The following is a 20313-nucleotide window of genomic DNA, read 5'->3' as shown; positions in this document are numbered from 1 at the left end:
GAAGCGCCGCCATCTGCGCGACGACGCCATCCGCTTTTGCGAAGAGGCGCGGAAATTGCGCCCCGGCATCGTCTTTGGCGCCGATCTCATTGCCGGTTTCCCGACCGAAACGGACGAGATGTTCGAAAACAGCCTGAAACTGGTCGAGGATTGCGGCCTGACCTTTCTGCATGTGTTCCCCTATTCCGGGCGCAAGGGCACCCCGGCGGCGCGCATGCCGCGCGTGCCCGGCCCGGCGATCAGGGATCGTGCGGCGCGGCTGCGCGCGGCCGGCGATGCGGCACTGGCCCGGCATCTGGACGCGCAGCTTGGCCAGACGCGGCGGGTGCTGACCGAAGGCCCGCGCCTTGGCCGGACAGAACAGTTCACCGAGGTTGCCTTTGCTGCGGACCAGCCCGAGGGGGCGCTGATCGAGGCGCATATCACCGGGCAGGACGGCACCCGGCTGGTGGCCTGAACCGGACAGTGCTTGCAGCCCGGTGCCTCCGCGCTTACCGTGGCCTGACGCGGGACGGAGGATCAGCATGACCACAGCCCTTTACTCGCATCCGGCGGCGCAGGCGCATCTGATGCCCCCCGGCCATCCGGAACAGGTGGCGCGCTATGCCGCCGTGATCGCGGCGCTGGACGGTTTGGCTTTGGACCGGCGCGAGGCCCCTCTGGGTGACGAGGCCGACATCCTGCGCTGTCATCCTGCCGCCTATCTGGACCGTATCCGCGACAGCGTTCCGGCTGCGGGCTTTGCCATGCTGGACGCCGATACCCATCTGTCGCCCGGTAGTTTCGAGGCCGCGCTGCGCGCCGTCGGCGGGGCCTGCGCCGCCGTCGATGCGGTGCTGGCGGGCGAGGCCGCGAATGCCTTTGTCGCCATGCGCCCGCCCGGCCATCACGCCGAACGCGAGACGCCGATGGGCTTCTGCCTGTTCGGCACGGTGGCCATTGCCGCCCGTCACGCGCTGGACCGTCACGGGCTGTCGCGTGTTGCGGTGCTGGATTTCGACGTGCATCACGGCAATGGCACGCAGGATCTGCTGTGGGACGAGGCGCGGGCCTTTTTCGCCTCGACCCATCAGATGCCGCTTTATCCCGGCAGCGGCGTGCCCACGGAACGCGGCGCGCATGGCCAGATCATGAACGCGCCGCTGCCACCAGGCTCGGGCGGGGTCGAGGCTTTGGCGGCATGGCGGCATGTTCTGGACCGTTGCCGCGATTTCAATCCGCAACTGATCCTGGTTTCCGCCGGTTTCGACGCACATCGGGACGATCCGCTGGCGCAACTGAACTGGACCGAGCGTGATTTCGCCGCGATCACGCAGGCCATTTGCAAGCTTGCGGCGGAATGTGGCGCGGCAGTGGTATCCTCGCTGGAAGGTGGTTATGATCTGGCCGCGCTGGGCCGGTCTGTGCGCGCCCATGTGGAATGTCTGGTGGAGGCCGGAAATTGAGCGAGATTGACAAGATGTCCTTCGAGGACGCCATGCGAGAGCTTGAGACAACCGTTGGCAAGCTGGAAACGGGCGACGCCACGCTGGAGGAATCCATCGCACTGTACGAACGCGGCGCCGCGCTGCGCAAGCATTGCGAGGCCCGGCTGCGGCAGGCCGAAGAGCGGGTCGAAAAGATCACCCTTTCCGCCAGCGGCCAGCCTGCGGGAACGGAACCCGCCGAGGGGCTGTGATGCAGGGCCGACTGGAAGAGGTGAAGGCACAGGTTCAGGCCGCGCTGGAGGCGGCGATGGCCGACCTGCCCAAGGGCGAACTGCGCGACGCGATGGCCTATGCCACGGTCGGCGGCAAGGGTATCCGGGCCTTTCTGGTGATGGAATCGGCGCGCCTGCACGAGGTGCCTGACGATTCCGCTCTGCCCGTGGCGGCTGCGGTCGAGGCGCTGCATGCCTATAGCCTGGTGCATGACGACCTGCCCGCGATGGACGATGACGACCTGCGCCGGGGCATGCCGACCTGCCATCTGCAATGGTCCGAGGCCACGGCGATTCTGGCCGGTGACGCGTTGCAGACCCTGGCCTTTCAGTTTCTTGCCGACGAGGTGATCGGCGATGCCGATACCCGGCTGCGGCTGATCGGCGGTTTTGCCGATGCGGTGGGCGCGCGCGGCATGGTCTGGGGGCAGGCGCTGGACATTGCCGCTGAAACCGTGATCGAACCGCTGGATATCAAGGCCGTCAAGCGCCTGCAGGCCGCCAAGACCGGTGCGCTGATCCGCTTTGCCGCGACGGCGGGGCCGGTGATCGCCCAAGCCGATCCTCAGGCGCTGGATGATTATGCGCAGGCTCTTGGGCTGGCCTTTCAGATCGCCGATGACATTCTGGACGTGACCGGTGACGAGGATGTGACCGGCAAGCGCGTGGGTAAGGATGGCGCGGCGGGCAAGGCGACTTTTGTTTCGCTGCTGGGGCTTGACGGCGCGCGGGATGAGGCGCGGCGCTATGCCGGCAAGGCCGGGGCCGCGCTGGCCCCCTATGGCGAAGCGGCGGGCAACTTGCACGATCTTGCACGATTCGTTATCGAACGCGACACCTGAACTCTGCCAAGCACACGCGTGCGTGCCCCGGAGGGCCAGCCATGACCGACCGCCCGCAGACACCGCTTCTGGACAGGATCGCCCTGCCATCGGACCTGAAATCGCTGACCGACCGCGAGCTGATGCAGCTTGCCGATGAATTGCGGTCCGAAACGATCAGCGCCGTCAGCGTGACGGGCGGGCATCTGGGCGCGGGTCTGGGTGTGGTCGAGCTGACGGTGGCGCTGCATGCGGTGTTCGACACGCCGCGCGACAAGCTGATCTGGGATGTCGGGCATCAGTGCTATCCTCACAAGATCCTGACCGGTCGTCGCGACCGGATCCGCACCTTGCGGACCGGCGGCGGGCTTTCGGGCTTTACCAAGCGCACGGAAAGCCCTTTCGATCCTTTCGGGGCGGGTCATTCCTCGACCTCGATCTCGGCGGCGCTGGGTTTCGCCGTCGCGCGTGATCTGGGCGGCGATCCGGGCGATGCGGTCGCGGTGATCGGTGACGGTGCCATGAGCGGCGGCATGGCCTATGAGGCGCTGAACAATGCCGGCCATCTGGGGCAGCGGCTGTTCGTCATCCTGAACGATAACGAAATGTCCATCGCTCCGCCGGTCGGTGCGATGTCCTCTTATCTGACCCGGTTGTATACGGGCGGGCCGTTTCAGGAACTGAAGGCCGCTGCCAAGGGCGCGGTCGGCTTTCTGCCCGAACCATTTCAGGAAGGCGCGCGCCGCGCCAAAGAGATGCTGAAGGGTATGGCGGTCGGCGGCACCCTGTTCGAGGAACTGGGCTTTTCCTATATCGGACCGGTTGACGGGCACGATCTGGAACAGCTTTTGCCGCTGCTGCGCACAGTCCGCGCGCGCGCGACCGGCCCGGTGCTGATCCATGCGGTCACGAAAAAGGGCAAGGGCTATGCCCCGGCCGAGCGCGCCGCCGATCGTGGCCATGCGACCGGCAAGTTCGATTTGATCACCGGCCAACAGGCCCGCGCAAAGTCGAACGCGCCCAGCTATACCTCGGTTTTCGCTGAGGCGCTGATCGACCAGGCCAGCCGCGACGACAAGATCGTGGCCGTCACCGCCGCCATGCCCGACGGCACCGGGCTGAAACAGTTCGCCGAACGCTTTGGGCGGCGCTGTTTCGACGTGGGCATCGCCGAACAGCATGCCGTGACCTTTTCGGCGGGGCTGGCAGCCGGAGGAATGCGGCCCTTTTGTGCGATCTATTCGACCTTTCTGCAACGCGGTTACGACCAGATCGTCCATGATGTCGCGGTGCAGGGCCTGCCGGTTCGCTTTGCCATCGACCGGGCGGGGCTGGTCGGGCAGGACGGGCCGACCCATGCCGGGGCCTATGACATCGCCTTTCTGGCCAATCTGCCCGGTTTCGTGGTCATGGCCGCCGCCGATGAGGCCGAACTGGTGCATATGGTCGCCACTGCGGCGGCGCATGATGCCGGCCCGATCTCGTTCCGTTTTCCGCGTGGCGAGGGTGCGGGCGTCGTGCTGCCTGAACGTGGCGAGGTGCTGACCATCGGCAAGGGCCGCGTGGTAGCCGAGGGGGCGGGCGTTGCCATCCTGTCCTTTGGTACCCGCATGACGCAGGTCATGGCCGCGCGCGAGGCGCTGATGGCGCGAGGGATTACCCCGACCGTCGCGGATGCGCGTTTCGCCAAGCCGCTTGACCGCGAACTGATCCTGCAGCTTGCCGCCGCGCATGACACGCTGATCACCATAGAAGAGGGTGCGGTTGGCGGCTTTGGCAGCCATGTCGCGCAGCTTCTGGCCGAAGAGGGTGTGTTCGACCACGGGCTGCGGTTCCGCTCGATGGTCTTGCCGGACCGGTTCGTGGATCATGACGCGCCTTTCGCGATGTATGACAGCTCGGCCCTGAATGCCGCGCATATCGAGGCCAAGGTGCTGGCCGCGCTGGATGTCAGAACCCTGGCGGGCCGTCGAAGCGGTGCCTGAACCGGGTCACTGATAGCTGCGCACCAGCGCCCCCGCGATCAGCGACCAGCCATCGACGACGACAAAGAAAGCCAGCTTGAAGGGCAGGGCAACCACGACTGGCGGCACCATCATCATCCCCATTGACATCAGCACCGCCGAGACGACCAGATCGATGATCAGGAAAGGCAGGGCGACCAGAAAGCCGATCTCGAAGGCGCGCTGAATCTCGGACAGCATGAAGGCCGGAACCAGAACCGACAGGCGGTCGGGCGGCCCGTCGGCCCCCGGCGCGATCTCGGCCAGGCCTTGCAGCGTGTCGGGGTCGGTGCGCGCGGCCATGAAGTGCTGGAACGGCACGATGCCGCGTTGCAGCGCCTCGCCCAGGGTGATGCTGCCCGCGTTCAGCGGTGCGCCGGCAACCTGCCATGCCTCGCGCAGGACCGGGTCCATGATGAACCAGGTCAGGAACATCGCCAGGCTGACAATCAGCATATTCGGCGGCGATTGCTGTAACCCGATCGACTGGCGCAGAATCGACAGCACGGTGACGATGAAGGGAAAGCACGTCACCATGATGGCGATGCCCGGAGCCAGCGACAGCGCCGTCAGCGCAAGCACGATCAGGACCGAGTTCTGCCCCAGCGTTGCGGCGGCCTGCTGCAATCCGGTTTCCTGCTGCGCCAGTGCCGCCGAGGGCACCAGCAGGAACAGCAGCCAAAGATACCTCACGCTGCCCCCGTTGCGCCGGTGATCCGCACGCACAGCCGGTCATCGGGCGATCCGTCGCCCGTCAGCTCGCCGCGTGCGATCACCTTGTCGCCGACGCAAATCTCGACCCCGTCCTCGATCGACTGGTCCAGCGTCAGGATGTCGTCGGATTTCAGCGCCGAAAGCTGCGCGACGCTTTGCCGGGTCCGGCCCAGCCGAATGGTCACTTCAAGCTGGATGCTGTCGGTGTCGATCAGATGTTTCAGTGCGTCCATGTCCTGTCCTCGTCCTTGATTTCAGCGATCAGCGCGCGAATCTGGCCCGCGATCCTGTCTTGCGAAAATTCGATGCGCCCGCCCCGCAGGGACAGCGAGACACGTTCCGTTCCGGTGTCGTCCAGTTCGATGCCCATCGCCCCGCTTTCGGCGATGCAGCGTTCGACCATGCCGCGTAGCGCCGGGCTGAAGGCGATGCGTGCCCGCAGCGGGGTAGTCTCGGCGGCAAGGCCGCGCAGCGTATTCAGCAACTCGCGCTCCAGCCGCTGCGACACCGTGGACGGGGTCAACGCATCCAGCATCTCGGACAGAATCGGTGTCAGCGATGCCACAGCCTCGGCCCTCAGGGCCGCGCGGCGGGTTTCGTCATCCGACAGGGCGGCGGTCAGTCGGTCCAGCCCTGCGCGCAGATTGCCGACCTGATCGTTTTCCTGCCGCGCCATCCCGGCTGCGATCCCCTCGTCCCGCGCCTGATCAAGCTGGGATTGCGAGAACATCGGGGTCGCGGCACTGTTTGCGGCGGCGGTGAAGGATTCAAGTTTGATCACGGCGGTGGTCAATGGATGTTCTCCTTGCTGTCGATCCAGCCAGACAGGATCTTGACGCTTTCATCCTGCCGTTCGCGCATCATGTTACGCAGCCGGGCCACCGGATCGGCGGGCGGCAGGGATAGTTGGTCGGGGTTCGCGGGTTCGGGGGCGATCACCTGCTGCCGGGGTGTCGCGGCGACCACTTCGGCCTCGACGGGCAGGATGGTACCATCCCTTGCCGGGCCGCTGTCATCCAGCAGCGCGGGCGGACGTGCGGCCGCGCGGTTGCGCAGGACCGGGCGCAGCAGCACAAAGATCACCGCCAGCGCAAACAGCCCGATCAGCGCGATGCGTGCCAGCCCGTTCAGTTCCAGCCGGTCCAGCAGGCCGGCGCGGGCCACGGTTCCGTTCTGACCCAGATCGGCGAAGGGCAGCGATTTCACGGTGATTACATCGCCCCGCGCCTCGTCGAACCCGACCGCCGAGGCCACCAACTCGCGCAGCGTCTGCAATTCGGCATCCGGGCGCGGCACGATTTCGGGATCACCCTTGGCATTTTCCTGCACCACGCCATTGACCAGAACCGCGACCGTCAGGCGCCGCGTCGATCCCGGCTGGCGCGAGACTTCGCGGGTCACGGTGCTGACCTCGTAATTCGCCTGCTGACGGTTCTCGGACCGCGCGGCCTGCGTCTTGTCACCCGGCGATTGTTCGCTGTCGGGCAGGTTCGAGGCCGCCGTCACCGCACCCGATCCGGTCGAATTGCTGGAATCCGAAGTTTCTTCGGTGACTTCTGAAATCAGGGCACGCTGGTTGGGGTCAAAGCGCCGCTCGGTCATCTGTTCGGTGTCAGTCACCAGATCGAGGTTCAGTTCGACGATGGCGTTATTCGCGCCGACATGCGATTCGAGGATGCGCTCGACATTGCTTTTCAGTGCCTTGGCGCGATCCATCGCGCTGTCATTTTCGCCCGCTGCGACGATGCCGGTCCGCGAATCGATGACGGTGACACTGTCGGGCCGTATGCCGGGAACACCGGACGAGACCAGAAATTTCAGTGCCGCCGCCTGTTCGCGCGTGACTGCGCTGCCATTCGTCGTCAGCGTGACCGAGGCGCTGCCCGCCACATCACGCCGATAGCCCCGGCCATTTTCAACAGCCAGATGGACCCGCGCCGCCTTGACATTGGGCAGGGCCAGAATCGTGCGCGCCAGCTCGCCCTCTTTCGCGCGCCAATAGGCGGCATCGAACATCTGCGAGGTGGTACCAAATCCGGACATGCCGTCCAGCAGTTCATATCCCGCACCGCCCGCTGCCGGCAGGCCCTGTGCGGCCAGATCCATTCGCAGCCGGTCGCGTTGCTGCGAATCGACCCAGATCGAATCGCCGCGCACTTCATAGGCCGTGCCCGAGCGTTCGACAGCCGCGACGACCTCGCCCGCCTGCGCGGGGTCAAGGCCACCATAAAGCAATGCCATGCCGGGGCGGCTGGCAAACCAGCCAAAGCCTGCAATTGTCAGAAATGTCGCCAGAAATGCGACCGCGAGAATGGCTTTCTGTTGAGAGCTTCGCTCTGTCCAATAGTCCTGCAGTTTTTGCAAAACCTGCCCTTTCGAATCAGCGGTGGTGTTTGTCGATGCCTTGTCATGGCACGGGCCCGATTAAGAATTGGTTAGTCGCAAGCTGCTAAATCCGTCTCATCAGGATGGAGAATCACCATGACGGACGACGCAGGCGCGGCCCCGGCGCCCGAAGAACCGAAGAAAAAGAAATCCCGGTTGCTATTGCCGGTGGCGGTGCTGCTGCTTGGCGGAGCGGGCTTTGGTACCACTTATATGGGGCTGTGGTCCCCGGCGGCGTTGCTGCCCTCGGCGCAGGCGGCGGCGAAACATACGGAACCGAAAGTCGAATTTGTCGATGTTCCGACGGTCGAGGTGCCGGTTCCCGGACCGCAGCGGCGCAGCGTCGTGCTGAGCGCCTCGATCGAGACGGATGCCGCCGATACCGAACAGGTCTTGCATCTGATGCCGCGCGTGTCCGACGCCTTTACCACATTTCTGTCCGAGGTCGATCCCGCAGCTTATGAAAAACGCGGCGTGCTGGAAATCATCCGGGGTGAGCTGATCACCCGGACCCGCTTTGTCCTGGGCGAGGGCCCGGTCAAGGACCTGCTGATCACGGAGTTTCGGATCAAATGAACATCGACACCATTTTTCAGGCCGCGCTGATCGTGGCCTCGGTCGGGTTGGCCGGTTTCTGTGTCATTCTGGCGCGCAGGTTGCGTCGGCTGAACGATCTTGAAAGCGGCCTTGGCGGTGCCATTGCCGTGATGGTGGCCGAGGTGGACCGGCTGGAAAAGGCGATTCGCCACGCGCAGGACGAGGCGGCAGAGGCCAGCGCGGCCTTGGCCGACGAAATCGCCACCGCCCGCAAGGAACGCGCGCTGTGGGATTTGCGCCAGCGCATCGGCGAGGCGGCTCTGCCGCCGGAACCGCGCCCCGTGCCCGTCGCAATGCAGCGCAAGCTGCGCAAAAGGACCGAGGTGGCCGATGCGTAGACGTCTTCTTCCGTCACTGGCGATTCTGTTCGCGGCCCCCGCTGCCTTCGCCATCTGGCACAATCAGGACATGTCGCGGCTGTTCGTGGCCTTCGCCGAACCCAGCGGGCTGATGCAGGGCTGCGGCGACGTGCCCGAAGCCGTCGCCCTGGCCGGGGAATTGCGCGACCGGGCGCTGCGGATCGAACGCTATATGCAGGCTATCGACACCCGCAAGGCCGAACTTGCCGAGGCCGAGGCCAGCCTGACCCGCAAGCTGGTCGAGCTGAAGGGCCAGAAATCCGGCATCCAGTCGCGCCGCGCCGGTGCGAGCGCCGCCATCCGCAGCGATATCGACAGGCTGATCGCGGTCTATGACCAGATGAAACCGGCCGAGGCCGCCGTGATCCTGACCAACCTGCCGCCCGATTTCGCGGCCGAGATCCTGATGCGCGTCCAGCCCGAGACCGGCGCGCGCATCATTGCCGCGGTCGAGCCGCGCAAGGCGGCGCTGCTGACCGCCGAGATGGGCGCGCGCAGCGTTCGCAAGCAATAAGGAGCGTTTCTCATGTTCGGCTTTGTCGGCATTTTCCTGACCATGGCGATGGTCTTTGGTGGCTATCTTCTTGCCGGGGGCAAGATGGGTGTCATCCTGCATTCGCTGCCTTTCGAGATGATGATGATCATGGGCGCGGCCATCGGTTCATATCTTCTGTCGAATGACAGCCACACTCTGAAGGCGACGCTGGGTGGCCTGGGCCGGGCCTTCAAGGGTCCGAAATGGACCGAACAGGACCATCAGGACGTGCTGTGCCTGATGTTCCAGTTGCTGCGCGTGGCCCGCGAAAACCCGGTCGAGCTGGAACAGCATATCGAACAGCCCGCCGAATCGACGATCTTCACGGCTTATCCCCGGCTGATGGCGGATCACAATATCGTCTCGCTGATCGCCGACACGCTGCGTTCCGCCAGCCTGAACTATGACGATCCCTATCAGGTCGAGGAAATGCTGACCCGCCGAATCGCCGGTCTGCGCGAGGATGAGATGCACGTCCCCCACGCCCTGCAGAACATGGCCGACGCATTGCCCGCCCTGGGCATCGTCGCTGCCGTTCTGGGCGTCATCAAGACCATGAGCGCCATCGACCAGCCCCCCGAGGTTCTGGGCAAAATGATTGGCGGCGCGCTGGTCGGCACATTTCTGGGCGTGTTTCTGGCCTATGGATTCGTGGCCCCGCTGGCGCAGCGGCTGGGGGCGGTGGTCCGGCAGGATCTGGTCTTTTACGAGGTGATCAAATCGGTCCTGATCGCCGGGCTGCATCAGCACGCCACCAACCTGTGTGTCGAGGTCGGTCGTCAGGCCGTACCTGAACATGTCCGCCCCAGCTTTGACGGGCTGGAATCGGCCCTGCGAGAACTGAAAAAGGCCGCGTGATGCTGTTGCCCGCAATTCTGGGACTGGCAGGCATGGCGGCGCAGCCGTCAAATCTGGCTCCGGCTGTGTCGGACTATGCCGAACAGGCCTCGGGCTGGCTGCTTGAGGGAAAGAACCTGCCGCCCGATTACCGGGTTCGGCTTCGCCGGATGCCGCCTGCCGAGCGCCTCCAGGTGCTGATCTTTCTGCGCCGGTCGGGGCTGCTGGTCGGGCAACCCTGGTCGCTGGATGACATCCTGCGGCCTGCTGAATCATCCGAGGAGGCTTCAGAATGAAGTCGATTTCTGCCGTTTCCGCGAAACCGGGCCGGTTTCTGGACGCCCCGCTTCTGGTGACGGGCGCGCTGGTGCTGATTGTCATATCGCTGGTGATCCCGCTGCCGCCGGGCTTTCTGGATTTCGGGATCGCATTGTCCATCGCGACGGCGACTCTGGTGCTGGTCATGGCCTCGCTGGTGGACAAGCCGACCGATTTTCAGGCCTTTCCGGTGCTGCTGCTGGTCAGTCTGGTGATCCGGCTGTCGCTGAACGTGTCCTCGACACGGCTGATCCTGACACAAGGCCATACCGGTAAGGACGCGGCGGGGCAGGTCATCAACGGCTTTGCCGATTTCGTCGCGGGCGGGTCGCTGCTGGTCGGGATCACCGTCTTTGCGGTGATTTCGGTCGTGAATTTCATGGTCATCACCAAGGGTTCGGGCCGGATGGCCGAGGTCGCGGCCCGTTTTGCGCTGGATTCGCTGCCGGGCAAGCAACTGGCGATTGACGGCGACCTGAACGCCGGCGCCATCGACCATCAAGAGGCGAAACGCCGCCGCGCGCAGGAACAGCGCGAGATCAGCTTTTTCGGTTCGCTGGACGGCGCGTCGAAATTCGTCAAGGGCGACGCGGTTGCCGGGATCGTTATCACCCTGATCAACCTGCTGATCGGGCTGGCGGTCGGGATCGTCGTGCATGGCATGCCGGTGGGCGAGGCGCTGGCGACCTATTCGCACCTGACCATCGGCGACGGGCTGGTCAGCCAGATTCCGGCGCTGATCACCTCGATGGCGGCGGCGCTGCTGCTGTCGCGCGGGGGCGCAACCGACACCACCGCGCAGCTTTTGTCGTCGCAGCTTGTCCGCAGCTGGCAGCCTGCGGCGGTGGTCGCGGTGGCGATGATGCTGCTGTCCGCCGTGCCGGGCATGCCCTCGATGCTGTTTCTGCTGATGGGGGCGGCTCTGGGCGGGGTGGCGTGGCATATCCGGCGGCGGCAGGGCAAGGCCGCCGACGAGGCGCTGGACCAGATTGCCGAGGAACCCGATCAGCGGCCCGCCAGCCGGATCGGCGATGTACTGGACACTGATGAGGTCAGCGTCGAGATCGGCACCGATCTGGTCGCGAACGCGTTGGATCAGGCGCGCGGTCTGGGCAGCCGGATCACCAACCTGCGCATCTATATCGCCCGCAATTTCGGGGTGATCCTGCCCGATGTGCGGATCTCGGATTCCGACGAACTGCCGCCGGGCGATTACCAGATCCGTATTCAGGGCGTCGTGCGCGGGCGCGGTACCCTGCGGGCGGGCGATGTTCTGGCATTGGGCGCGGACGATGCCCTGCGCGATCTGCCGGGCCTTGCCGTGCAAGAGCCCGTCTATGGCAGCCCGGCCCGCTGGATTGCACGCGATCAACAGGACGATGCCGCAACGATGGGCGCGACCGTCGTGACGCCGATGGAGGTTCTGTCCACCCATCTGATGGAGGTCGTCAAGGCGAACCTGCCCGCGCTGCTGACCCTTGGTGCCATGCAGCGCCAGATAGACGAGCTGAAAACCCTGTCCGATCCGGCGCGCTCGGAACGCTATCGCCGCTATTTCGACAGCATGATCCCCGAAAAGGTCACACCGGAAACCCTGCTGGCAATCCTTCGGGCCCTGCTGGAAGAACGGATTTCAGTGCGCAACCTGCCCCTGATCGTCGATGCGATCTGCGAATTCCGGAATGTCGAGGCGATCGACACCATCTATGAACTGGTCCGCAAACGGCTGCGCGGGCAGATTACCCAGCAATATGCCGATGACCGGGGCCAGATCGCGGGCCTGCAACTGCATCCCGCGTGGGAGGCCGAATTTGTCCGTTCCGACAGCGAAACGGGCCGGACGGGCGGCGGCGCGATGACGCCGGCCCTGTCGCAAAAGCTGCTGGACTCGACGCGCAGGGCGCTGGCGACCACCCCGGCGGGGGGGGCGGTCATCATCGCGCCTGATCACCGGCGGCGGATGATCCGGGCGGTTCTGGGTTCGAACGGGGTGGCGGTGCCGGTGATCGGTCTGGAAGAGGTCGATCCTTCGGCCGAGCTGCGCCTGTTGGGCACGATCGAGGCCGCATGACCTGGGATCAGCTTGCCCTGATGTTTCCGTGGCTCAACTGGACGACGGTGCTGGTCTATGCCCGCGTGCAGGCCAGCCTGCTGATCCTGCCGGGCCTGGGCGAACGGATCCTGCCGGTGCGTATCCGCGTTGCCGCCGCGATGGCGGTGACGCCGCTGCTGGCAGGGGCGGTGGCTCGGGTGCCGATGCCGGGCACGCAGCAGGAGATCATGTGGCAGGTGGCGGCGCAAATGGTGATCGGGCTGGCGGGCGGCGCGTTGTTGCGGTTGCTGACGATGGCGATTGACATCGCCTCGACGGCCATTGCGGCCACGGCGTCGCTGTCGCAGATCGTGGGCGTCCCGAACGAGGCCGCGCCGCATCCCATCGGCAACCTGCTGCATCTGGGGGGGCTGGCGATCCTGATGGCCCTTGGCCTGCCGGTCATGCTGCTGCGCCTGATGGCCGACGGGTTGGCGATATGGCCTCCGGGGGCGTGGCCTGACGTTGCGACACTGGCCCCGGATGCCGTTCAGATCGTCGTCTACAGCTTTGGTCTGGCGATGCTGCTGGCCGCGCCCTTCACCCTTGGCGGGCTGCTGTTTCAGGCGCTGTCCGGCGTCATCAACCGGGTCATGCCCGCGCTGCCGGTTGTCTTTATCGGATCGCCCGCCGCGATACTTCTGGCGTTGATTGCTCTGGGCCTGCTGGCACCGATGCTGGTCGGGTTGTGGGTGGACGCGGTGTTCGACTTTACCCTGCCGGGATCACCATGAGCGAGGACAGCACCGACAAGCCGTTTGAGGCCAGTGAACAGAAACTGCGCCGCGCCCGCGAGGATGGCGACATTCCCCGTTCGACCGAATTGAACGTCGCAGCGATGTATCTGGGGGCGTGGCTTGCCTTTGCCCTGGGGGCGGGCCTTGCCGTCAGGCAGTGGCTGACCATGGCCAGCCGCGCGATGGGGGCCGAGGGCTGGTCGTCGGGGCCGGTTTTCGGCACGGCATCGGCATTGGGGCGGCATGCCTCGGTCGCGGTGGTCGTGATGATGCTGGTTCCGGCGCTGGTGATCCTTGTTGCGCTGATCGCGCAGCGCGGGTTGGTCTTTTCGGCGAAAAAGCTGAATTTCGATCCGAAAAGGCTGAACCCGGTCAAGAATGCGGCGCAGAAATTCGGCCCCTCGGGGCTTGTGACCTTTGCGATTTCGCTGGCCAAGGCGGCGGTGGTCTGTCTGGGCGGATGGTATCTTTTCGCCGCGCTGCTGGATCGTCTGGCGGCCAGCGCCATGGGCCGGGGCGGCCAGTGGGTCGAGGGGCTGGGCGTGGTGCTGCGTCAGGTTCTGCTGATGGCGGTCGCGATCTCGGTGGTGTTCGCCATCATTGATACACTGTGGAAACGCCACGAACACCTGCGTCGCCACCGCATGACCCGCAAGGAGGTCGAGGATGAACACAAGGATGCCGAGGGCGACCCGCATCTGAAGGCCGCGCGGCGGCAGAGGGCAGTGGACATCGCGATGAAGCAGATGCTGGCCGATGTCGCCAAAGCCGATGTGATCATTGTCAACCCGACCCATTACGCGGTCGCGCTGGAATGGAAACGCGGCAGCGGTCGCGCACCGGTCTGTCTGGCCAAGGGAACCGATGACGTGGCCGCGCGAATCCGCGACCGCGCGCGCGAACACATGGTGCCGGTCTTTTCCGACCCGCCCTGTGCGCGGGCGATCCACGCGACCGTCAAGGTCGGCGAGGAAATCCGCCGCGAGCATTTCGCGGCAGTTGCCGCCGCGATCCGCTTTGCCGAAAGAATGCGGGTAAAGGCGCGGGCCGGATGGTGATGCGGTCTCGGGATCTTGCCGCGCTGGAGCGTATCGCGCGGCTCAAGGCGGAACGCGAGCTGAAGAAATTCGCAGCCTTCCGGCAGCATATGGAGGTGGCGCGGCAAAAGGTCGATGCCGCGCAGGTTTCGCTTGAGCAAAGCTATCGCAGCGTAGCGCCGTTGACCGTTGCTGCGGCGCGGATGGCGAATGCCCAGGCTGGCCGCTCGGCGCGCGATTTGCGGCATGCGCAGCAGGAATTGCAGCGCCTGAAGCCGCGCTTCGAGGCGGTGCGCAAGGACGCCATGCACGAATTTGGCCGCGCCGAGGTGCTGCTTGACCTGTCGAACCGCAAGCCGCGTGATGAAATTTAAAACCTGACGGCTTTTATCTGATTCTGTTGTCAGGCTTTAACTGTTTGATTCTACGCTGTTGCTGCAAAAATCTGATGATCAGATTTGCTTTCGCCAGTCATACTGATCCGTCTGGCCCGTCAGGGTGCTCGATCCGGCATCAGCCGACGATAGACATGCCAGCTTGCGTGGCCCAGAATCGGCAGCGTGATGAACAGGCCCAGAAAGGCCGGGATCATGCCAAGGACAAGCAGGCCCGTGATCATCGCCGCCCAGATGAGCATCGTGCCAAGGTTTTCGGCCACGGCGCGGACCGATGTGATGATCGCGGTGATGAAATCCACCTCGCGATCCAGCAGCAGCGGCAGCCCGACCACCGTGAACGAAAACAGTACCGCCCCGAAACCGGCACCGATCAGCGTGCCGACGGTCAGCATCGCCAGCCCGCGTCCCTGAAACAGCACCTCGGCGGAACTGGTGATATTGGTCAGTGCCGACACGCCCATGAACAGCGCAAAGATCGTATGCGCGACAAAGACCCAGAACATGAACAGCAGCAGGATCACCATCCCCATCGACGGGATCTGCCGGTCCTTTTGGGCAAAGACGATGCGGCTGACCTGAGGCCAGGACAGCGACTCGCCCGCCTCGATGCGGCGGCTGACCTCGTAAAGGCCAACGGCAGCGAAGGGGGCGATCAGCGGAAACCCCAGGATGAAGGGGATCAGCCACCAGTCCCGCCCCGAGGCAAAGGCAACGGCGGCCAGCACCAGCCCGCCCGCCACATAAACCGCCGAAAACAGCAGTCCGAAAGAGGGCGCGCGGCGGAAATCGTGCCATCCCAGCCGCAGCGCGGCCGTCAGGTCCGAAACGCGGATATGCGCGATATCGGACATTTCGTCCGGATGTTCGGGCAATGCCTCTGCCGCCGGGATCCGCCGATCCTCGGGGGGAGTGGTCGAAGGTGTGTCAGGCATGTCGTCTCCTCCCTGAAAATCGCACGTTCGGGGTTTCAGGTTAGGCGGCTTGCCCGCCTCTGGCAACGCCCCTTGCTCAGGCGAACCCTTGCTCAGGCGAATTTGCCGATCAGTGCCTCGTTCACGTCGGGGGTGACGAATTTCGACACATCGCCCCCCAGCCGGGCGATTTCCTTGACCAGTTTCGAGGCGATTGCCTGCCGCCGCGCGTCGGCCATCAGAAACACCGTCTCGATGCTGGCATCCAGCGCGCGGTTCATGCCAACCATCTGGAACTCATACTCGAAATCCGCCACTGCGCGCAGGCCACGCACGATCACGGCGGCACCGACATCGCGTGCGCAGTCGATCAGCAGGTTTTCGAACGGGTGGACCAGAATCTGCCCGCCCGTCTGTGCCGCGATCTTGTCGCATTCGGCCCGGACCATCGCCACCCGTGTGTCCAGATCGAACAGCGGCCCCTTGTCGCGGTTGATCGCCACACCGATGACAAGCCGGTCAACCAGCGCCATCGCGCGCTGGATGATATCGACATGCCCCAGCGTGATCGGGTCGAAGGTTCCGGGATAAAGGCCGATGCGCATAACAGTTATCCTTATGCATGGTCGCGCATGCAGCGAAAGCCGATTTTTCCTGAAAATGCAAGAGAAAGAGCGATTGTCAGTTCCCCATGATCATGCCGGTCAGCGCCTCTTTTTCGGCTGCCAGTTCCTTCAGCCGGCCGCTGACCGCGTCGCCGATCGAGATCACGCCCAGCATGTCGCCCGCGTCATCGACGACGGGCAGGTGGCGGAACCGGCCCTCGGTCATCCGCTCCAGCACCTTCAGGGCGTCGTCGCGTACGGTACAGGTCTGAACCGATTTGGTCATGACTTCGCTGATCGGCGTCTTCAGCACATCAGAGCCGCGCGCACCCAGTTGCCGTACGATGTCACGTTCGGACAGGATGCCCTCGGGCTTGCGCCCGTCGGTTGAAACGACCACGGCCCCGATCCGCCGTTCCGACAAAAGCTTTGCTGCCTCGGCCAGCGTGGCGTCGGGCTTGATCGTGATGATCGAGGCTGGTTCAAGCCCCGGTTTGCCGGAAGCGGTTTTCATCGACAGCATCTGGTTCACAAGCATCGGGGCTTCTCCTGTAAGAGGTTACAGGGGTCATCATTTTCGCTGATTTGTCCCACGTCAAGCCTGACGCAAGCATTCCGCGATTTACTGGGCCTCAAGACGTGCAATCTCTTGCCTGATGCCCTGCGCCAGCTCTTCCGCCAGAAGGGTCAGCCTGCGCGAGGCGCGATCATCCGCGTGGCGCAGCAGCCAGAAGCTGCGCTTCAGCGCGATCCGGTCGGCAAGCACCCGGCGCACCCCCGGCGCGAAGGGAATCGCAAAGTCATGGACGATGCCCAGACCCGCTCCGGCCCGGATCGCCTGCATCTGCACCGAAACCGAGTTCGAGGTGATCGCCGCCGTCTCGGCCCCGGTTTCAGACAGATAGTCCAGTTCCCGGTCAAAGATCATGTCGGGAATATAGCCGATCAGCCGGTGCCCGCGCAGGTCGTCAAGGCGGCGGATAGGCGGGTGCCGGTCAAGGTAATCGCCATGTCCGGCCAGATGCAGGTGGTAATCGGTCAGTTTCTGCACCGTCAGCCGACCGGTTTCCGGCGGCGAGACGGTGATGGCCATATCGGCCTCGCGCCTGGACAGGTTCACGACGCGGGGCAGGGCGACGATCTGGATCTCCAGCCCCGGATGGGTGTCGCACATCCCCCGCGCGACTTGCGGCAGCAGATAGTTCGCGCAGCCATCCGGCGCCCCGATTCGCAATTGCCCGCTGATCCCCGCCTCGCGCCTTGTGGCCTCGGTGGCGGCAAGCGCGGCCTTTTCGGTGGCCTCGGCAGGGGCCATCAGCCGCGCGCCCTCGGCGGTCAGCGCATAGCCCTGCGGGGTCTTGGCAAAAAGCGCGGCACCGACCGCCCGTTCCAGCCGCGCGATCCTGCGCCCGATGGTCGAGGCATCCATCCCCAGCCGCCGCCCCGCCCCTGACAGGCTTTCGGCGCGGGCAACGGCCAGAAAGATGCGCAGATCGTCCCAATCCATCATCGGGGCCGCATTGCTGGGGGGTATTGACCGCTGTGCATATCCTTGATCCATCGCAGAACGCCGTGTGTCCGGCCCGTCGGTTTGCCCGCGCGCCGCGATCCGGTGCAAACGGGCAGACCGGGATCAGGTGCCACGAGGCGATGCGGATCGTCAACTCAGGCAACTCATCGGTGCCGGACCGTGCCACCCGCAGACCCGCCGCGCGCGAAGCGCGCCTTTGGCCGGGCGGCAGCGACGGGGCGGGCTTTGCCCGGCCCGCCCCCCGTTTTTGCATGCGCTGCGGTCGGTCTGCCACGCCTGCGGGACCGGCGAGACCGGGGAAGCAGAATTGCGCCGGACGGATCTGGGTCATTTCCAAACGCGGCGCGGGGCAGTACATAACGGCTCGCGTGGCTGAAGGAGTGGCGATATGGCAGTTGGCATCTTCGATTCCGGGTTGGGCGGGCTGACGGTTCATAAGGCCATTGCGGCGCGGATGCCCGACCTGCCGTTGATCTATCTGGGCGACAATGCCAATGCGCCCTATGGGGTACGGACCGCCGATGACATCTTCAACCTGACCTGCGCCGGGGTCGAGAGGCTGTGGGCCGAGGGCTGCGATCTGGTGATTCTGGCCTGCAACACCGCCAGCGCCGCCGCCTTGCGCCGCATACAAGAGACCTGGCTGCCCGGCGACAAGCGGGTTCTGGGGGTGTTCGTCCCGATGATCGAGGCCCTGACCGAGCGGCGGTGGGGCGACAATTCGCCGCCCCGCGAGGTCGCGGTCAAGCATGTGGCGCTGTTCGCAACGCCCGCCACCGTCGCCAGCCGCGCCTTTCAGCGCGAACTGGCCTTTCGCGCCGTGGGCGTCGATGTCGAGGCGCAGCCTTGCGGCGGTGTGGTCGATGCCATTGAACAGGGTGACGAAATTCTTGCCGAAGCGATGGTCCGGTCGCATGTCGAGGCACTGCTGCGCCGCATGCCCTATCCCGAGGCGGCTATTCTGGGCTGCACGCATTACCCGCTGGTCGAGGGCGTGTTCCAGAGCGCCCTGGGTGCGGGGGTCAAAGTTTACAGTCAGGCGGGGCTGGTCGCCGAGAGCCTTGCTGATTATCTTGGTCGCAGGCCCGAATTTCTGGGTCGCGGCACCGGGTCGCGGTTCCTGACTACCGGCGACCCGGTCCGTGTCTCGGGCAAGGCGACGCAGTTCCTGCGCCGGGCGATCAGCTTCGAGGCGGCATGAAGGGGAAGGCGTCATGGCTGGACTGAAATCGCTGAAGAAACGCCGGAGGGTGCAGGTGCTGGCCGGGGCCGCCGTGGCGCTGGTGGTGGCGGTCGCGATGATCGGGTTCGGCTTTCGGGACGGAATCAACCTCTATCGCTCGCCCACCGAGGTCAGCGAAAAGGCCCCCCGGCCTGACGAGTATTTTCAGCTTGGCGGGCTGGTGAAAGACGGATCCATCGTCAATCGCGACGGCGTGGCCTTCGATTTCGTGATCACCGACGGCGCGGTCGATATTCCGGTCAGCTATGTCGGCGGCGACCCCCGGCCCGATCTTTTCAAGGAAGGTCAGGGCACCATCGCCAAGGGCTATTTCCGTAATGGCCGCTTTGAGGCGCGCGACCTGCTGGCCAAACATGACGAGACCTATATGCCGCGCGAGGTCATCGACACGCTCAAAGAGACCGGCGTTTACCAGGAACCCGGCTCGTAGGATGTTGCGTCCCGCGAAAGCCGGGGGAGCTTCGCCCCCCGGACCCCCTGATTATTTGCGCCGCGCTTGTGGCCGGGCCGCGTTTGCTGCGCATGGGCGAATGTCAGGCGGGTGGTTGCCCTGCCGGGATCGTCACCGCCGCGTGTATTGCCTTTATGGCCGTTTTACCGAAGCCTCCGCCAGCTGTAAACGGCGGAGCAATACTCGGCCACGGTAGCGGTACCGTTTTGGTGTCGCGGGCGGCGTAAAAGTCGTCCACTTTTGCCCTTTCCGAGAGGGGAGGGTTTGGGGATATACACCGTGGACTTGTATTTGAAGGTGCGTCTGGCTCATTTTCAGGATGGATTGAGCGGGCGTCAGATTGCCTGGGATTTTGGGATCAGCCGGGACAGTGTTGCGACGATGTTGGCCTATTCGGAGCCGCCGGGATATCGGCTGACAGCGCCGATCGGGCGTCCGAAGCTGGATGCGCTCACCAGCCAGATGGACCTATGGCTTGCTGAAGACAGGGGTCGGCCCCACAAGTAGCGTCACACCGCAAAGCGTATTTTCGAGCGGTTGCGGGACGAATGCAGCATCGCTGGACTTGTCTCGCAAAAGTGCCTGGGTTGATGCTCATTTATGCGGCCATTTTCTTGAAGGCTACCGGACTTTTGCCTTTGTGGGCTGAATGTCGCCGCCGTGGATTATAAAATCCGTTGATATATTCGAACAAGGCCAATTCAACCTGCCGTCTGGTCGCCCAAGCGTGACGCCATATGAACGAACTCAAGAACCGGGGGCTACAGGACGTGCTTGTCGCCGTTGTTGATGGGCTCAAAGGCTTCCCGGAGGCGATCACGGCGGCCTTCCCGGACGCCATGGTCCAGACCTGCATCGTGCATCTGGTGCGCCATTCTCTGAACTTCTGCTCCTGGAAGGACCGCAAGATCGTGGCCGCGGACCTTCGCCGGATTTACGAAGCCCCGACCGCCGATATGGCCGAGGCCGAGCTGGATGCCTTCGAGGGAAAATGGGCCGGGAAATACGCCTCCATCGCCCCGGCCTGGCGCCGGGCCTGG

Annotated in this window: 23 protein-coding genes and 3 pseudogenes; 17 read left to right on the top strand and 9 right to left on the bottom strand. The window is 64.7% G+C overall.

Annotated features, from left to right (window positions below; all coding sequences use genetic code 11):
* The 5 genes and pseudogenes from ACK5L9_RS23840 to dxs form a co-directional block, all read left to right on the top strand.
* Positions 1-457, top strand: a pseudogene (locus ACK5L9_RS23840) (tRNA (N(6)-L-threonylcarbamoyladenosine(37)-C(2))-methylthiotransferase MtaB); the annotation flags it as partial.
* 67 nt (positions 458-524) lie between these two features.
* Positions 525-1445, top strand: a complete 921-nt coding sequence (locus tag ACK5L9_RS23835) for a histone deacetylase family protein (protein ID WP_416913939.1) — start codon at positions 525-527, stop codon at positions 1443-1445.
* 14 nt (positions 1446-1459) lie between these two features.
* Positions 1460-1678 carry an exodeoxyribonuclease VII small subunit gene (locus ACK5L9_RS23830; protein ID WP_416913943.1) on the top strand — a complete coding sequence of 73 codons (219 nt, stop codon included), beginning with the start codon at positions 1460-1462 and terminating at the stop codon, positions 1676-1678.
* A complete protein-coding gene (locus tag ACK5L9_RS23825; RefSeq protein WP_416913938.1) occupies positions 1678-2541 on the top strand; it encodes a polyprenyl synthetase family protein in 864 nt (287 codons plus the stop codon). Before ACK5L9_RS23830 ends, ACK5L9_RS23825 begins: the two co-directional genes overlap by 1 nt.
* Positions 2542-2582: 41 nt before the next feature.
* Entirely contained in the window at positions 2583-4505 is a 1923-nt protein-coding gene (gene dxs / locus ACK5L9_RS23820; RefSeq protein ID WP_416913937.1) for a 1-deoxy-D-xylulose-5-phosphate synthase, read from the top strand.
* Positions 4506-4511: 6 nt separating this feature from the next.
* On the opposite strand, the gene fliP is transcribed toward dxs, so the two are convergent.
* The 4 genes from fliP to fliF are packed head-to-tail and all read right to left on the bottom strand — an operon-like array spanning position 4512 to position 7601.
* Positions 4512-5192, bottom strand: coding sequence for a flagellar type III secretion system pore protein FliP (gene fliP, locus ACK5L9_RS23815; protein ID WP_416913942.1), 681 nt, complete (start codon positions 5190-5192; stop codon positions 4512-4514).
* Positions 5193-5212: 20 nt separating this feature from the next.
* Positions 5213-5470 (bottom strand): FliM/FliN family flagellar motor switch protein, encoded by a 258-nt coding sequence (locus ACK5L9_RS23810; protein ID WP_416913936.1) that lies wholly within the window; start codon positions 5468-5470, stop codon positions 5213-5215.
* Entirely contained in the window at positions 5458-6030 is a 573-nt protein-coding gene (locus ACK5L9_RS23805) for a hypothetical protein (protein WP_416913935.1), read from the bottom strand. Before ACK5L9_RS23805 ends, ACK5L9_RS23810 begins: the two co-directional genes overlap by 13 nt.
* The gene (fliF, locus tag ACK5L9_RS23800; protein ID WP_416913934.1) at positions 6027-7601 is read right to left on the bottom strand and encodes a flagellar basal-body MS-ring/collar protein FliF; all 1575 of its coding nucleotides are present in this window, start codon (positions 7599-7601) and stop codon (positions 6027-6029) included. Before fliF ends, ACK5L9_RS23805 begins: the two co-directional genes overlap by 4 nt.
* A gap of 117 nt (positions 7602-7718) precedes the next feature.
* Between fliF and ACK5L9_RS23795 the strand changes: the two genes are divergently transcribed.
* Genes ACK5L9_RS23795 through ACK5L9_RS23755 form a run of 9 tightly spaced genes read left to right on the top strand, consistent with a single transcriptional unit; the run spans position 7719 to position 14508 of the window.
* Positions 7719-8198, top strand: coding sequence for a flagellar basal body-associated FliL family protein (locus tag ACK5L9_RS23795; protein WP_416913933.1), 480 nt, complete (start codon positions 7719-7721; stop codon positions 8196-8198).
* Positions 8195-8557: a hypothetical protein gene (locus ACK5L9_RS23790; RefSeq protein WP_416913932.1), complete on the top strand. Its 363-nt coding sequence runs from the start codon at positions 8195-8197 to the stop codon at positions 8555-8557. The genes ACK5L9_RS23795 and ACK5L9_RS23790 overlap by 4 nt, the downstream gene beginning before the upstream one ends.
* Positions 8550-9092 carry a MotE family protein gene (locus ACK5L9_RS23785; RefSeq protein WP_416913931.1) on the top strand — a complete coding sequence of 181 codons (543 nt, stop codon included), beginning with the start codon at positions 8550-8552 and terminating at the stop codon, positions 9090-9092. Before ACK5L9_RS23790 ends, ACK5L9_RS23785 begins: the two co-directional genes overlap by 8 nt.
* A 12-nt stretch (positions 9093-9104) precedes the next feature.
* The gene (motA, locus tag ACK5L9_RS23780) at positions 9105-9971 is read left to right on the top strand and encodes a flagellar motor stator protein MotA (protein ID WP_416913930.1); all 867 of its coding nucleotides are present in this window, start codon (positions 9105-9107) and stop codon (positions 9969-9971) included.
* The gene (locus tag ACK5L9_RS23775) at positions 9971-10246 is read left to right on the top strand and encodes a hypothetical protein (protein WP_416913929.1); all 276 of its coding nucleotides are present in this window, start codon (positions 9971-9973) and stop codon (positions 10244-10246) included. The genes motA and ACK5L9_RS23775 overlap by 1 nt, the downstream gene beginning before the upstream one ends.
* On the top strand, positions 10243-12339 hold the full coding sequence (locus tag ACK5L9_RS23770; protein WP_416913928.1) for a flagellar biosynthesis protein FlhA: 2097 nt from the start codon (positions 10243-10245) through the stop codon (positions 12337-12339). The genes ACK5L9_RS23775 and ACK5L9_RS23770 overlap by 4 nt, the downstream gene beginning before the upstream one ends.
* On the top strand, positions 12336-13094 hold the full coding sequence (locus ACK5L9_RS23765; protein WP_416913927.1) for a flagellar biosynthetic protein FliR: 759 nt from the start codon (positions 12336-12338) through the stop codon (positions 13092-13094). The genes ACK5L9_RS23770 and ACK5L9_RS23765 overlap by 4 nt, the downstream gene beginning before the upstream one ends.
* Positions 13091-14155, top strand: a complete 1065-nt coding sequence (flhB, locus tag ACK5L9_RS23760) for a flagellar type III secretion system protein FlhB (RefSeq protein ID WP_416913926.1) — start codon at positions 13091-13093, stop codon at positions 14153-14155. The genes ACK5L9_RS23765 and flhB overlap by 4 nt, the downstream gene beginning before the upstream one ends.
* Positions 14149-14508, top strand: coding sequence for a hypothetical protein (locus tag ACK5L9_RS23755; protein WP_416913925.1), 360 nt, complete (start codon positions 14149-14151; stop codon positions 14506-14508). Before flhB ends, ACK5L9_RS23755 begins: the two co-directional genes overlap by 7 nt.
* A 119-nt stretch (positions 14509-14627) precedes the next feature.
* Here ACK5L9_RS23755 and ACK5L9_RS23750 read toward each other — a convergent pair whose 3' ends face one another.
* The 4 genes from ACK5L9_RS23750 to ACK5L9_RS23735 form a co-directional block, all read right to left on the bottom strand.
* Positions 14628-15464, bottom strand: a complete 837-nt coding sequence (locus tag ACK5L9_RS23750; RefSeq protein ID WP_416913924.1) for a DUF2189 domain-containing protein — start codon at positions 15462-15464, stop codon at positions 14628-14630.
* Positions 15465-15556: 92 nt separating this feature from the next.
* The gene (gene coaD / locus ACK5L9_RS23745; RefSeq protein ID WP_416913923.1) at positions 15557-16048 is read right to left on the bottom strand and encodes a pantetheine-phosphate adenylyltransferase; all 492 of its coding nucleotides are present in this window, start codon (positions 16046-16048) and stop codon (positions 15557-15559) included.
* A 76-nt stretch (positions 16049-16124) separates the two neighbouring features.
* Positions 16125-16586, bottom strand: a complete 462-nt coding sequence (locus ACK5L9_RS23740) for a CBS domain-containing protein (protein WP_416913922.1) — start codon at positions 16584-16586, stop codon at positions 16125-16127.
* An 84-nt stretch (positions 16587-16670) separates the two neighbouring features.
* On the bottom strand, positions 16671-17555 hold the full coding sequence (locus tag ACK5L9_RS23735; protein WP_416913941.1) for a LysR family transcriptional regulator: 885 nt from the start codon (positions 17553-17555) through the stop codon (positions 16671-16673).
* A gap of 412 nt (positions 17556-17967) precedes the next feature.
* On the opposite strand from ACK5L9_RS23735, the gene ACK5L9_RS23730 reads away from it, so the two are divergent.
* Positions 17968-18780, top strand: coding sequence for a glutamate racemase (locus ACK5L9_RS23730; protein ID WP_416913921.1), 813 nt, complete (start codon positions 17968-17970; stop codon positions 18778-18780).
* Between the two features lie 22 nt (positions 18781-18802).
* Positions 18803-19252, top strand: a complete 450-nt coding sequence (gene ccmE, locus ACK5L9_RS23725) for a cytochrome c maturation protein CcmE (RefSeq protein ID WP_416913940.1) — start codon at positions 18803-18805, stop codon at positions 19250-19252.
* 619 nt (positions 19253-19871) lie between these two features.
* Here the strand turns inward: ccmE and ACK5L9_RS23720 are convergent.
* A pseudogene (locus ACK5L9_RS23720) lies at positions 19872-20021 on the bottom strand (IS3 family transposase); the annotation flags it as partial.
* Between ACK5L9_RS23720 and ACK5L9_RS23715 the strand changes: the two are divergent.
* Positions 20005-20313, top strand: a pseudogene (locus ACK5L9_RS23715) (transposase); the annotation flags it as partial. The pseudogenes ACK5L9_RS23720 and ACK5L9_RS23715 overlap by 17 nt on opposite strands.

It is taken from the genome of Paracoccus sp. (in: a-proteobacteria), assembly GCF_047973135.1.
Classification (GTDB): domain Bacteria; phylum Pseudomonadota; class Alphaproteobacteria; order Rhodobacterales; family Rhodobacteraceae; genus Paracoccus.
This window is presented reverse-complemented; position numbering and strand designations above follow the sequence as displayed.

Excerpts from the sequence above, each read along its gene's own strand:
- ACK5L9_RS23785 (WP_416913931.1), top strand. The coding sequence starts at position 8,550 with ATGCGTAGACGTCTTCTTCCGTCACTGGCGATTCTGTTCGCGGCCCCC.
- ACK5L9_RS23770 (WP_416913928.1), top strand. The coding sequence starts at position 10,243 with ATGAAGTCGATTTCTGCCGTTTCCGCGAAACCGGGCCGGTTTCTGGAC.
- ACK5L9_RS23740 (WP_416913922.1), bottom strand. The coding sequence starts at position 16,586 with ATGCTTGTGAACCAGATGCTGTCGATGAAAACCGCTTCCGGCAAACCG.
- ACK5L9_RS23825 (WP_416913938.1), top strand. The coding sequence starts at position 1,678 with ATGCAGGGCCGACTGGAAGAGGTGAAGGCACAGGTTCAGGCCGCGCTG.
- ACK5L9_RS23795 (WP_416913933.1), top strand. The coding sequence starts at position 7,719 with ATGACGGACGACGCAGGCGCGGCCCCGGCGCCCGAAGAACCGAAGAAA.
- coaD (WP_416913923.1), bottom strand. The coding sequence starts at position 16,048 with ATGCGCATCGGCCTTTATCCCGGAACCTTCGACCCGATCACGCTGGGG.
- ACK5L9_RS23755 (WP_416913925.1), top strand. The coding sequence starts at position 14,149 with ATGGTGATGCGGTCTCGGGATCTTGCCGCGCTGGAGCGTATCGCGCGG.
- motA (WP_416913930.1), top strand. The coding sequence starts at position 9,105 with ATGTTCGGCTTTGTCGGCATTTTCCTGACCATGGCGATGGTCTTTGGT.
- dxs (WP_416913937.1), top strand. The coding sequence starts at position 2,583 with ATGACCGACCGCCCGCAGACACCGCTTCTGGACAGGATCGCCCTGCCA.
- ACK5L9_RS23730 (WP_416913921.1), top strand. The coding sequence starts at position 17,968 with ATGGCAGTTGGCATCTTCGATTCCGGGTTGGGCGGGCTGACGGTTCAT.
- flhB (WP_416913926.1), top strand. The coding sequence starts at position 13,091 with ATGAGCGAGGACAGCACCGACAAGCCGTTTGAGGCCAGTGAACAGAAA.
- ACK5L9_RS23835 (WP_416913939.1), top strand. The coding sequence starts at position 525 with ATGACCACAGCCCTTTACTCGCATCCGGCGGCGCAGGCGCATCTGATG.
- ACK5L9_RS23830 (WP_416913943.1), top strand. The coding sequence starts at position 1,460 with ATGTCCTTCGAGGACGCCATGCGAGAGCTTGAGACAACCGTTGGCAAG.
- ACK5L9_RS23810 (WP_416913936.1), bottom strand. The coding sequence starts at position 5,470 with ATGGACGCACTGAAACATCTGATCGACACCGACAGCATCCAGCTTGAA.
- ACK5L9_RS23750 (WP_416913924.1), bottom strand. The coding sequence starts at position 15,464 with ATGCCTGACACACCTTCGACCACTCCCCCCGAGGATCGGCGGATCCCG.
- ACK5L9_RS23735 (WP_416913941.1), bottom strand. The coding sequence starts at position 17,555 with ATGGATTGGGACGATCTGCGCATCTTTCTGGCCGTTGCCCGCGCCGAA.
- ACK5L9_RS23790 (WP_416913932.1), top strand. The coding sequence starts at position 8,195 with ATGAACATCGACACCATTTTTCAGGCCGCGCTGATCGTGGCCTCGGTC.
- ACK5L9_RS23765 (WP_416913927.1), top strand. The coding sequence starts at position 12,336 with ATGACCTGGGATCAGCTTGCCCTGATGTTTCCGTGGCTCAACTGGACG.
- ACK5L9_RS23775 (WP_416913929.1), top strand. The coding sequence starts at position 9,971 with ATGCTGTTGCCCGCAATTCTGGGACTGGCAGGCATGGCGGCGCAGCCG.